We start from the raw sequence: 11,655 nt of genomic DNA, 5'->3' as shown, positions 1-11,655 counted from the left end.
TTAAATGTTTAATTTCTTCTTCTAGATGAAGATGAACTTCTTGTAGAAGAACTTCTACTACTTGTTGCTCTTGAAGAAGAGCTACTAGAAGTTGAAGGCCTGTATGAACTAGTGCTTCTTGTAGAACTAGATGTAGAAGGCTTGTAAGTACTTCTACTATTAGTAGCATTTCTATTAACACTACTTATATTATTCCTTCTTCTAGAACTAGATGACGAACCCCTAGAACTGCCCGAACTTCTTCTTGTAGAAGATGAACTTCTTCGTGTGCTAGAAGATGATCTTCTAGTTGTATTACCAGAGCTTCCTCCAGTGGTTGACGAACTTCTTCTTGTTGTAGTAGAACTTCTCCTAGTTGGATTAACAGTTCTAGAGTTCCTCCTTACGGTAGATGAATTATACCTAGAAGTACTTGTACTTCTTCTTGAACTTATAGGAGATCTTCTAGTAGTAACTCCATTTCTTCTTGTACTATTATTATAGGCAACTCTTCTTCCAAAAGTTGTATTTCTAATATATCTATCATTAAATCTATTATTTCTACCCCAGTTGTTATAACCTCTGTTCCAACCCCAATTGTCCCAGCCCCAGCCTAAAGCAAAGTTGTTATGGTATGGGTACCAATAAGGATTCCAGCCCCATCTATTTCTAAATCTCCAATCATTCCAACCCCAATGATTCCATCCGAAGTTATTATAGCCCCACATTCCAAAAGCTGGATTGTAAAAATTATTCCAGTATGGATCTACGACATTTACATTTACAATAACGTCATTAGAGTTATTTCCCCAAGATGGGTTTGTATTATAATTTAAACCATCTTCTACATATAGAGTATCTGCAGTATGATATGTATCTACGTCTGTAAAAATATCATTATTATTTACATTCTCTAAACGCTCAAGTTCTTGTGTAAAATAATTAGTGTTGTAGTCTTCATATTCTCTTTCATTTACAACAATAACTTTTTTTGTGGGTCGGTCATCTCCATAAATACCATCATCATTATATACACTTTGATAAGTACCACAAGAAACAAGCAACAAATTTGCTATTATAAATAATGCTACTGAATTAAATCTGTTATTTTTATGTGATAATTTCATATTTTTTTGTTTTAAGAGAAACAGTAACGAAATAAATGTTATCAAAAAATTAAAACTTTACTTGGTCTATAACCTTTTTGTAGTAGTTTTGCATTGATTTTGCGGGACACAAAAACTATATAACATTAATTTCAGTATAAATATAACAACATTTGTGCCAAACTTTTAATTATGGGTAAACATTTAACAAAAAGAACAGAAGACTATTCTAAGTGGTATAATGAGCTAGTTGTAAAAGCAGATTTAGCAGAAAACTCGGCTGTAAGAGGCTGTATGGTAATAAAACCCTATGGTTTTGCTATTTGGGAAAAAATGCAAGCTGAACTAGATAAAATGTTTAAAGAAACAGGTCATGAAAATGCTTATTTTCCGCTTTTTGTACCCAAAAGTTTGTTTGAAGCTGAAGAAAAAAATGCAGAAGGTTTTGCAAAAGAATGTGCTGTTGTTACACATTATAGACTACAAAATGATCCTGATAATGAAGGGAAATTAAGAGTAGATCCAGAAGCAAAATTGGAAGAAGAATTAGTAGTTAGACCAACATCAGAAGCTATTATTTGGAATACATATAAAGGATGGATACAATCTTATAGAGACTTACCTCTGTTAATAAACCAATGGGCAAATGTTGTACGTTGGGAAATGAGAACACGTTTATTTTTAAGAACTGCAGAATTTTTATGGCAAGAAGGTCACACAGCACACGCAACCAAAGCAGAAGCTGTTACAGAAGCTAAACAAATGCAGGAAGTTTATGCAACGTTTGCAGAAAACTTTATGGCAATGCCTGTAATTAAAGGTATTAAATCTGATAGTGAACGTTTTGCTGGAGCAGAAGACACCTATACAATAGAAGCGTTGATGCAAGATGGTAAAGCATTACAAGCAGGAACAAGTCACTTTTTAGGTCAAAATTTTGCCAAAGCTTTCGATGTAAAATTTACTTCTAAAGAAGGAAAACAAGAACATGTTTGGGCTACTTCTTGGGGTGTATCCACACGTTTAATTGGTGGTTTAATTATGACGCATTCTGATGATGCAGGTTTGGTTTTACCTCCAAAATTAGCACCAATACAAGTTGTAATTGTGCCAATTTATAAAGGTGAAGACCAGTTAGAAGAAATTTCTGAAAAAGTACATGTTTTTACAAAAGAATTACGCAAAAAAGGCATTTCTGTAAAGTTTGACAACAGAGATACTTTTAGACCTGGTGCAAAATTTGCTGAATATGAGTTAAAAGGAGTGCCTGTTAGAATTGCTATTGGAAAAAGAGATTTAGAAAATAACACTGTAGAAATTGCTAGACGAGATACTTTTGAAAAACAAACAGTATTGCAAGACAATTTAGTAAATGTTGTGAGTTCTTTATTAGAAGAAATTCAGGAAAACTTATTTCAAAAAGCAATAGACTTTAGAAAAAAACATACTACTGTTGTAGATAATTTTAAAGAATTTGAAAAAGCGATAAAAAAGAAAGGTGGTTTTGTATCTGCTCATTGGGACGGTACTGAGGAGACAGAAAATCGAATAAAAGAATATACAAAAGCAACCATTAGATGCATACCAAATGACACTAAAGAAGAAAACGGAACCTGTGTTTTAACAGGAAAACCATCAACAAAAAGAGTTCTTTTTGCAAAGGCATATTAATTTTTTAAAAAAAATTAAAAAATAATTGCAGAATTTAAAAAACGTTGTATATTTGCATCCGCAATTGAGAGATATTTAATTGTTATGGTCCGTTCGTCTAGGGGTTAGGACGCCAGGTTTTCATCCTGGTAACACGGGTTCGATTCCCGTACGGACTACAAAGTTTTAATAAAAAAACGAATAAAAGAAATTATGGCAAATCATAAGTCAGCATTAAAAAGAATTAGAAGTAACGAAGCTAAAAGGTTACGTAATAAATATCAGCATAAAACTACAAGAAATGCTATAAGAGACTTACGTTCTATTGAAGATAAGAAAGATGCAGCAGGAAAATTAAACACTGTTATTTCTATGTTAGATAAATTAGCAAAAAACAACATTATTCATAAGAATAAAGCTGCTAATTTAAAGTCTAAATTAACAAAACATGTTGCTGCATTGTAGTAACAAATAAAATTATTATAATTTAAAAGCTCTGAATTTAATTCAGAGCTTTTTTTTTGTAGTAGTATTTTTAAAAAACCACAAATTACCAATCGTAATTTTTATGTGCATCTAATCTAATAAATATAAACAGTAAGATAGTAAAACCCCAAAGCGATGAACCACCATAGCTAAAAAACGGTAAAGGGATTCCTACAGTTGGCAACAAACCTATCACCATACCAATATTAACAATCACATGAAAAAAGAGAATTGAAGCTAGACCATAGCCATAAATTCTACCAAACTTATTGGTGTGTGTATCTGCTAAATAAATAATTCGATAAAGCATTAGCATAAATAATAAAATTACAGAGGTTGTGCCAAGAAACCCCCACTCTTCTCCTATAACACTAAATATGTAATCTGTATGTTGTTCTGGTACAAAATCTCCCTGAGTTAAATCTCCTTTTAAAAAGCCTTTACCTGTAAAACCACCAGAACTAATTGTTAATTCTGATTGATACGAATTGTACCCAATACCTTGATTGTCTTTTTTAAGACCTAAAAGTATCTCGAAACGATCTCTATGATGCTGTTTAAATAGATTGTTATAAGTGAAACCTGTACCTAAAATAAAAATACCTATTATTAAATATATTCCTAATATTTTATACCAATTAAAACGAAAAAATCGCTTTCCCCCTCTATATAACGCATACCCTGAAAATAGAGTAATGATAGAAAATAACGAAACTAAAACCCATTTGACACCCAATAGAATTGTTAAGAGAAACAAGACAATTATAGTAACACCTAGTAAAATGTAATTTAAGGTTAAACCTTCTCTATTTAAAACAAAAAAGAAGGCGAAATAAATTATGGCAGAACCTGCATCTGGCTGTAACATGATTAAAAAAGCTGGAATAAATATAATGACAAAAGCCTTTATTTGATTTTTAATCAACTTAAAATTATATTGTCTATCACTTAATAATTTTGCCACAGCTAGAGCTGTAAAAGCTTTTACAAATTCTGAAGGCTGCAAACCAATTACACCGAAATTATACCAAGAAGTTGCGCCATTTATTTTTTTTCCGAAAAGAAACAATCCAACAAGAGAAATCAATGAAACAACATAGAGAACACTTGCAAATTTTTCGTAAAATTTAGCGTTAAAAAAAAGAATTATAATAATTAAAGGAATTGCTAAACAGATAAAAATAAGTTGTTTCCCATATTTTGTAGAAAAACTTAACAAAGGTTCAATATCTTCTGTTTTAGAAGCCGAATAAATATTTAGCCAACCAAAACCAACTAATACAGCAAAGATAAGTACTAAAAACCAATCTATACCCGCAAAAATATTATTTCGTTCCTGACGCAATTTCTTTAGTTTTTGGTATTAATTTATCGTATTCTGATTGTAAGCTCATTGCGAACATATTTTGCTCTCTATATTTTGTTTTTTCGGAAACCTCTCCATTTAAATACTTTTCTATCAATAAACTTGTAATTGGTGCAGCAATTGTAGAGCCATAACCACCATTTTCTACAAAGATAGCAAGGGCAATTTTTGGGTTTTTCTTAGGAGCAAAAGCTACTAAAATAGAATGATCTGCTAATTGTTCTTTTACACCATTTATAATAGCAAAATTTTCTGAGGTCCCTGTTTTTCCGCAAATTTCAATTCCTTTTACTTGACTCCATTTACCTGTTCCTGTTTTAAATACCTCGTGCATTGCTTCAACTACAGGCTTAAAATGCTCTTTAGCTATGGTGGTTTGTTTTTTTACAGTATAATCAGCTTGTGTAATAGGAGAATTATTAACTTTTTTTAAAATATGAGGTGTGTAAAAATAACCTCTATTAGCAATTGCAGCTGTAAAGTTTGCCAATTGTATGGGGGTTGTTAAAACTTCTCCTTGCCCAATTGCATTCGATATTGTTGAAGAACCATTCCACCTATAATTTAATCTTGCATCGTAATAATCTCCGCTAGGTATTAGCCCTGGACTTCCAGCGGGTAAATCATATCCTAAATAATTGCCCAAACCAAAACTTTTTACATGTTTACTCCAATTATTTAAACCTTTGGTTGGTTGATTATTTTTTTCTACAATTCTTTTATAAGTATTAGAAAAATAACTATTACAGGATTTTGCTATGGCAGTAGTTAGAAAAATTTTTCTTCCATAAATCTCACAATGACACTTCATGTATTCATTTTTTCTACCTCCGTATCTATAGCCACCATTACAGTAAACTCCAGTATTCTTATTAATAACACCTTCTTGTAAGCCAATTAAGGCATTCATCATTTTAAATGGAGAACCAGGAGGATACACTGCTAATAAGCCTCTATCATATGCAGGTCTACTAATAGTGTCATTAAATAAAAGTACCGAATTTTTTGATCGTTTTCTACCTACTAACATGTTTGGATTGTAGGTAGGGGCTGTTACCAAAGCTAAAATTTCTCCAGAAGAAGGTTCTATTGCTACAATACCACCTCTTTTACCTTTCATTAATTTTTGTGCATACTGCTGTAATTCTATATCTAAAGTTAAAGTTAGGTCCTTTCCATTTTCTGCTAAAGTGTCTTGCTCTCCATTTTTATAAGAACCTGTAACTTTATTTAAATTATTTCTTTTAAAATATTTTTTACCTTTTCTACCTCTTAAATACTGTTCGTATTGTTTTTCTATGCCGTCTTTACCTATTAATTCACCTGCTTGGTAGTAATCACTTTTTTTTGCCAAAGCTTCATTTACTTCGCCAATATACCCTAAAACATTAGCCGCAGCATTTATGGGGTAGTCTCTTATAATTCTTTTTTGAATGTAAAAACCTTGAAAATTATGTAACTTTTCTTGTAGAAAGGCAAAATCTTCTTTTGCTAGTTGCTTTAAAAAAACAGAAGGTAAATAAGGTGCATAATTGTTCGCTTTTTCAAATCTATGTAAAAAATCTTCTTTAGAAATTCTTAAAAGATTACAAAACTCTAGGGTATCTAATGGTTGTACTTGATTGGGTTGCACCATAACATCATAAGAAAGTTGATTTGCTACCAATAACTTTCCGTTTCTATCGTAAATATATCCACGTTCTGGATAATCGTACTCGATTTTTACTGCAGCACTCTGTATGGGATCATAATTATCTCTACTTAAAATTTGAAGTTGAAATAAACGTCCTATAAAAACCAAACACACAACTGTGATTAGAAAATAAAGTAAAAAACCTTTTTTCATTATTGTTTTTTAGTAAAAATAAACGTTGCTATGAAATATAATACTAACGTAAAAACACTTGAAAAAAGTGTATTTAATACTACGTTAGTAATATTTTGAAAACTAAAGTTAGCAAAAGTAAATAAGATAAAATGATGAATTATTGTTAAAGTTACCACATAGTTAAAAACTTTACCAAAAGACTCTGTATGAATATCGAAAAATGGATAATCTGCCTCGTATTTTCTAAAATATAACTTTATAAAAAACAATCTAACATAAGCAATAAATAAGATTGCAAATGCATGTATACCTCCAGAATCTGAAAATATATCTAAACCTAAACCTAGTAAAAAAGCTAACAATAAAAATAAGAATCTGTTTTTATTTAAAGGGAATAAAAACACAAAAGCAATATATAAATAAGGATTTACGTAACCTAAAAACAAAATATTATTTAATACAAATACTTGTAAAAATAATAGAATCAAAAACAATAGTGTAAAATAGACTATTTTATTCATTGTTTGTATTTTCTAAAGTTTCTAACTCTAATTTATGTAAGTTTTTAATTACATAAACTGGCCCCAAATTACTCATATCATTAAACAACTTAACATCTATACTATTATTTACGGTACTTGTATTATTTACTTTGATGACAGACCCAATTAAAATTCCCTCTGGAAAAATAGCAGACCTACCTCCTGTTTCTATGGTATCGCCCACTTTTATAGGCGCTTGTCTTGGTATATCTATAAGCTGAACAACATTGTAGTTTTCTCCATTCCATTTTAACGACCCAAAGTAGCGGTTGTTTTTTAAACGCGCGTTTATACTACTATTTTTATTTAAAATTGATTGCACCCGTGTATAATTACTAGTAGAATTATCTGTAATTCCAATAATTCCTTTACTATTTATAACCGCCATTTCTCTTTGTAAACCTTGCTTTTTACCCTTATTTATAGTTAAAAAGTTAAAAGCATTTGCATAACTATTTTTTATAATATCTGCATTTAAAAAGGTATATTTTTGAAAATACAAAGTAGCGTCTACTATAGCGGAGTCTTTATTTAAGCTTACAATATTTTTAAGCTCTAACAGATTTCGTAAGTGCGTATTTTCCTCTAGAAGAATTTTATTTTCTGACTTTAAACTAAAGTAATCAGAAATGTTGGCAACTTGAGAATATAATCCACCAGAAATGGCATTGGCAGAATTTACAAATTTACTTTTTTGAAAACTAAGATTATTAAACGTAATTGCTAAAGCAATGAATTGCAACAACAAAAAGAATAAAAAATATTTAAACTTTTGAAAAAAGTAAATAAGTTGTTGCATTTTTTAAACGAGTAGGTTTTTATTTCATTAATACATTTTTGTATTTATCTAACTCTTTTAAAGCAATACCTGTACCACGAACCACAGCTCGTAAAGGGTCTTCTGCTACATAAACTGGTAAATCTGTTTTACGAGATAACCTTTTATCTAACCCCCTTAACATAGAGCCACCTCCTGCTAAATAAATACCTGTATTGTAAATATCAGCAGCTAGTTCTGGTGGTGTTTTAGACAAAGTTTCCATGACAGCGTCTTCTATTCTAAGAATAGATTTGTCTAGAGCTTTTGCAATTTCTCTATAAGAAACTTGTACTTGTTTTGGTTTACCACTTAGTAAATCTCTACCTTGAACTAACATGTCTTCTGGTGGATTTTCTAAATCTTCTGTAGCTGCACCGATACTTATTTTTATTTTTTCTGCGGTAGTTTCCCCAACATATAAGTTATGTTGCGTACGCATATAATACATAATGTCGTTGGTAAATAAATCTCCCGCCACTTTTACAGACTGATCACAAACAATACCTGCTAGAGCAATTACAGCAATTTCTGTTGTACCTCCACCAATATCTATAATCATATTTCCTTTTGGCTCCATTATATCTACCCCAACACCAATTGCAGCTGCCATCGGTTCGTAAATTAGATAAATTTCTTTGGCATTCATGTGTTTTGCAGAATCACGAACGGCTCGTTTTTCCACTTCTGTAATTCCAGAAGGAATACAAATTACCATACGCAAAGCTGGAGGAAACAACTTCTTTTTAATTGATGGAATTTGCTTTACAAACTCTTTAATCATCTCTTCAGAGGCCTGAAAATCTGCAATTACACCGTCTTTTAACGGACGAATTGTTTTGATGTTTTCATGGGTTTTTCCTTGCATTAAATTGGCTTCTCTACCAATTGCAATGATTTTTCCGCTAATTCTATTTCTTGCAACAATTGAAGGACTGTCTATAACCACTTTTCCATTGTGAATTATCAACGTGTTTGCGGTCCCTAAATCAATCGCAATATCTTCCGTCATGAAATCAAAAAAACCCATAAAATATCTTTGTTGTATTATTTTAACTACTGTATTACAAACTTACTAAATTTCTGATTGTAAATACACTATAAATTATTAATGTTTAAAATGTCTTGTACCTGTCATTACCATAGACAAATTATTCTCATTACAATAATCTACACTTAATTGATCTTTTATAGATCCACCAGGTTGTATCACACTTTTTACACCAGCCTTGCCAGCAATTTCTACACAGTCTGGAAATGGAAAAAATGCATCACTTGCCATTACTGCACCATTTAAATCAAATTTAAAACTAGTTGCTTTTTCTATGGCTTGGTTTAAAGCGTCTACTCTACTTGTTTGTCCTGTACCACCTGCTAATAACTGTTTGTTTTTTACTAAAATAATGGTATTTGATTTTGTGTTTTTACAGAGTTTAGATGCAAACAACAAATCTTCTAACTGGCTATCTGTTGGTTTATGGTTGGTTACGTATTTTAAATCTTCTAATTGATCTGTTACGTTGTCTTTATCTTGTACTAAATTACCATTTAAACAAGTTCTTATTGTTGTTTTTGGTAAGGCAACATCTTTCTGAATTAATATAATTCTATTCTTTTTTCCCTTTAAAATTGATAAAGCTTCATCTGAATAACTTGGCGCAATAACTACCTCACAAAATAAGGTATGAATTTCTTCTGCAGTTGCAGCATCAATTTGTGTGTTTGCAATTAAAATACCACCAAAAGCAGAAACTGGATCTCCAGCTAAAGCATCTACATAGGCTTGTTTTATAGTATCTCTTTGAGCAAAACCACAAGCATTATTGTGTTTTAAAATGGCAAAAGTTGGTGCTTCTCCTTTAAATTCCTCAATTAAATTTACAGCAGCATCTACATCTAGTAAGTTGTTATAACTTAATTCTTTACCATGCAACTTATCAAACATATCTTCTAGATCGCCAAAGAAATATCCTTTTTGATGAGGGTTTTCACCATAACGTAAAACTTGTGCTTTTGTTTCGCTAACTTTTAACGCTGGTTCTTCTTCTGCATTAAAATAATTAAAAATTGCAGTATCGTAATGAGAAGAAATATTGAAAGATTTTGCAGCAAATTTCTTTCTTTGAGCAATAGTAGTTTTTCCTTTACTTTCTGATAAGATTGTTAGAAAATCATCATATTGATCCATAGAAGAAACAGTAAACGTATCTTTAAAGTTTTTAGCTGCGGCTCTAATTAAAGAAATACCGCCAATATCTATTTTTTCTACAATATCTTGCTCAGAAGCGCCAGAAGCTACTGTTTTTTCAAACGGATATAAATCTACAATTACCAGATCTATTTGCGGAATATCATATTCTTTTAACTCAGCAACATCACCTGCGTGATCTTGTCTGTTTAAAATACCACCAAAAACTTTTGGATGTAATGTTTTTACTCTACCTCCTAAAATAGAAGGATAAGAAGTAACATCTTCTACTGGAACAACAGAAATACCAAGATCTTTGATAAATTTCTCTGTACCTCCTGTAGAATAAATTGTTACGTTTAATTCGTTTAACTTTCTCACAATTGGCTCTAAACCATCTTTGTGAAATACTGAAATTAATGCAGATTTAATTGTTTTTGAAGTGCTCATTTAGTGTTGTGTTGTTAAGCACACAAATTTAGTAAATTGAACCTACTAAGACAATAAAAGATAGTAACAAAAATCAAAAGTAATTAACATCTATTGCACTTATACTTTTGTTTTAAAGTTTTCTACCAAAGGTGAATAGTTTCTCACTTATTTTTTCTTTTTTGCCTATGGTAAATATTATAAATCTATAACTTTATTATAAAATTGTTGACACTTTTTTACAAACGTATTCTAAAAGTTCTTCGTCCTTTGTTGTAAAAGTGTTTGCTGTATGTGAATCTATATCTATTTGTCCAATATTTTCTCCGTTTACAAAAATAGGAATTACAATTTCTGATTTTACCTTCCAACCACAAGAAATGTAGTTGTCTTGCTCTGAAACATCTTGTACCACAAAGTTCGTATTAGAAACTGCTACTTGCCCACAAATACCTTTTCCAAAAGGAATAATAGTATGCGCTGTTTCTTCGCCTGTATATTGTGCTAATTTCAGCTCTTCTTTATCATCATTTTTAAAATAAAAACCTACCCAATCATAATAAGAAATTTGATTTTCCAATAAGTCGCAGATTGCCTGTAACTTATTACTTACGTTTGTTTTTTCTGTAATAATTGTTGCTACTTTATTTTTTAAAATATCAATTTCCATTTTTGTATCTTCATTTAATAAATAAGTTGCAAATTTAAATGATTTTCTATTGTAAAAAGACATGAAAACACCCTCATTTTGTAATAAATTTACTATAAATATATATATTGTAATTCGAAATTTGTAAATTTGTATCATTAATGAAAAAAGCGTTTACTAAAATAACATCTTTATTACTAGCCCTTTTAGTACTACTTTCTACCTTTTCTTTTACGGTAGAAACCCATTATTGTGGCGATTTTTTAATGGATATTTCTTTTATTGGTCATGCTGATGATTGTGGTATGGAAATGGAAAAAAAATCATTTTACAAAAAGAAAAACTGCTGTAAAGACGAGGTAATAACTACAAAAGGGCAAGATGAGTTACAACAATTTAATGAGTTAAAATTAGATTTTGATAAACAACAGTTTGTAACTGCTTTTTTAATTTCTTACCAAGATTTATTTGTAGAAAAGGCATCGAAAAACATTTTTTACAAAGACTTTTCTCCACCTGATATCCCAAGAGATTATCAAATTTTACATCAATCTTTTTTAATTTGATTTTTTAATATTATCAACTATCAAAATCACTTCTTAAACTAGAAGTAAT

11 protein-coding genes and 1 tRNA gene are annotated in these 11,655 nt (G+C 30.5%); 4 read left to right on the top strand and 8 right to left on the bottom strand.

Annotated elements, in window-relative coordinates; genetic code table 11:
• Positions 1 to 8: 8 nt before the first annotated feature.
• Entirely contained in the window at positions 9 to 1,106 is a 1,098-nt protein-coding gene (locus tag Q0662_RS04585; protein WP_298947610.1) for a hypothetical protein, read from the bottom strand.
• 171 nt (positions 1,107 to 1,277) lie between these two features.
• Here Q0662_RS04585 and proS point away from each other — a divergent pair, with 171 nt between their 5' ends.
• The 3 genes from proS (at position 1,278) to rpsT (ending at position 3,200) form a co-directional block, all read left to right on the top strand.
• Positions 1,278 to 2,756 (top strand): proline--tRNA ligase, encoded by a 1,479-nt coding sequence (gene proS / locus Q0662_RS04580; protein ID WP_298947609.1) that lies wholly within the window; start codon positions 1,278 to 1,280, stop codon positions 2,754 to 2,756.
• An 86-nt stretch (positions 2,757 to 2,842) separates the two neighbouring features.
• Positions 2,843 to 2,914 (top strand) — tRNA-Glu (locus Q0662_RS04575).
• A 34-nt stretch (positions 2,915 to 2,948) separates the two neighbouring features.
• Positions 2,949 to 3,200 carry a 30S ribosomal protein S20 gene (gene rpsT, locus Q0662_RS04570; protein ID WP_298947606.1) on the top strand — a complete coding sequence of 84 codons (252 nt, stop codon included), beginning with the start codon at positions 2,949 to 2,951 and terminating at the stop codon, positions 3,198 to 3,200.
• 85 nt (positions 3,201 to 3,285) lie between these two features.
• Here the strand turns inward: rpsT and rodA are convergent, their stop codons facing one another.
• The 7 genes from rodA to Q0662_RS04535 all read right to left on the bottom strand — a co-directional run bounded on the left by rodA (position 3,286) and on the right by Q0662_RS04535 (position 11,061).
• The gene (gene rodA, locus Q0662_RS04565) at positions 3,286 to 4,566 is read right to left on the bottom strand and encodes a rod shape-determining protein RodA (protein WP_298947604.1); all 1,281 of its coding nucleotides are present in this window, start codon (positions 4,564 to 4,566) and stop codon (positions 3,286 to 3,288) included.
• The gene (mrdA, locus tag Q0662_RS04560) at positions 4,547 to 6,433 is read right to left on the bottom strand and encodes a penicillin-binding protein 2 (RefSeq protein ID WP_298947602.1); all 1,887 of its coding nucleotides are present in this window, start codon (positions 6,431 to 6,433) and stop codon (positions 4,547 to 4,549) included. The genes rodA and mrdA overlap by 20 nt, the downstream gene beginning before the upstream one ends.
• On the bottom strand, positions 6,433 to 6,936 hold the full coding sequence (locus tag Q0662_RS04555) for a hypothetical protein (RefSeq protein ID WP_298947600.1): 504 nt from the start codon (positions 6,934 to 6,936) through the stop codon (positions 6,433 to 6,435). Before Q0662_RS04555 ends, mrdA begins: the two co-directional genes overlap by 1 nt.
• Positions 6,929 to 7,756, bottom strand: coding sequence for a rod shape-determining protein MreC (gene mreC, locus Q0662_RS04550; RefSeq protein WP_298947597.1), 828 nt, complete (start codon positions 7,754 to 7,756; stop codon positions 6,929 to 6,931). Before mreC ends, Q0662_RS04555 begins: the two co-directional genes overlap by 8 nt.
• Before the next feature lie 19 nt (positions 7,757 to 7,775).
• Positions 7,776 to 8,804 (bottom strand): rod shape-determining protein, encoded by a 1,029-nt coding sequence (locus Q0662_RS04545; RefSeq protein WP_298947595.1) that lies wholly within the window; start codon positions 8,802 to 8,804, stop codon positions 7,776 to 7,778.
• Positions 8,805 to 8,882: 78 nt separating this feature from the next.
• Positions 8,883 to 10,412, bottom strand: coding sequence for a bifunctional phosphoribosylaminoimidazolecarboxamide formyltransferase/IMP cyclohydrolase (gene purH, locus Q0662_RS04540; protein WP_298947593.1), 1,530 nt, complete (start codon positions 10,410 to 10,412; stop codon positions 8,883 to 8,885).
• A 196-nt stretch (positions 10,413 to 10,608) separates the two neighbouring features.
• Positions 10,609 to 11,061 carry a GAF domain-containing protein gene (locus tag Q0662_RS04535; protein WP_298947806.1) on the bottom strand — a complete coding sequence of 151 codons (453 nt, stop codon included), beginning with the start codon at positions 11,059 to 11,061 and terminating at the stop codon, positions 10,609 to 10,611.
• Positions 11,062 to 11,201: 140 nt separating this feature from the next.
• On the opposite strand from Q0662_RS04535, the gene Q0662_RS04530 reads away from it, so the two are divergent.
• Positions 11,202 to 11,606: a hypothetical protein gene (locus Q0662_RS04530; RefSeq protein WP_298947591.1), complete on the top strand. Its 405-nt coding sequence runs from the start codon at positions 11,202 to 11,204 to the stop codon at positions 11,604 to 11,606.
• Positions 11,607 to 11,655: the final 49 nt, after the last annotated feature.

This window comes from uncultured Polaribacter sp., from assembly GCF_947503855.1.
Classification (GTDB): Bacteria; Bacteroidota; Bacteroidia; order Flavobacteriales; family Flavobacteriaceae; genus Polaribacter.
The sequence above is the reverse complement of the archived record's forward strand: the minus strand, read 5'-3'. Positions and strand labels throughout refer to the sequence as shown.

Bases quoted from the DNA above. Each gene is read 5' to 3' on its own strand.
- Q0662_RS04585 (WP_298947610.1), bottom strand. From the start codon at position 1,106: ATGAAATTATCACATAAAAATAACAGATTTAATTCAGTAGCATTATTT.
- proS (WP_298947609.1), top strand. From the start codon at position 1,278: ATGGGTAAACATTTAACAAAAAGAACAGAAGACTATTCTAAGTGGTAT.
- rpsT (WP_298947606.1), top strand. From the start codon at position 2,949: ATGGCAAATCATAAGTCAGCATTAAAAAGAATTAGAAGTAACGAAGCT.
- mrdA (WP_298947602.1), bottom strand. From the start codon at position 6,433: ATGAAAAAAGGTTTTTTACTTTATTTTCTAATCACAGTTGTGTGTTTG.
- Q0662_RS04555 (WP_298947600.1), bottom strand. From the start codon at position 6,936: ATGAATAAAATAGTCTATTTTACACTATTGTTTTTGATTCTATTATTT.
- mreC (WP_298947597.1), bottom strand. From the start codon at position 7,756: ATGCAACAACTTATTTACTTTTTTCAAAAGTTTAAATATTTTTTATTC.
- Q0662_RS04545 (WP_298947595.1), bottom strand. From the start codon at position 8,804: ATGGGTTTTTTTGATTTCATGACGGAAGATATTGCGATTGATTTAGGG.
- purH (WP_298947593.1), bottom strand. From the start codon at position 10,412: ATGAGCACTTCAAAAACAATTAAATCTGCATTAATTTCAGTATTTCAC.
- Q0662_RS04535 (WP_298947806.1), bottom strand. From the start codon at position 11,061: ATGGAAATTGATATTTTAAAAAATAAAGTAGCAACAATTATTACAGAA.
- Q0662_RS04530 (WP_298947591.1), top strand. From the start codon at position 11,202: ATGAAAAAAGCGTTTACTAAAATAACATCTTTATTACTAGCCCTTTTA.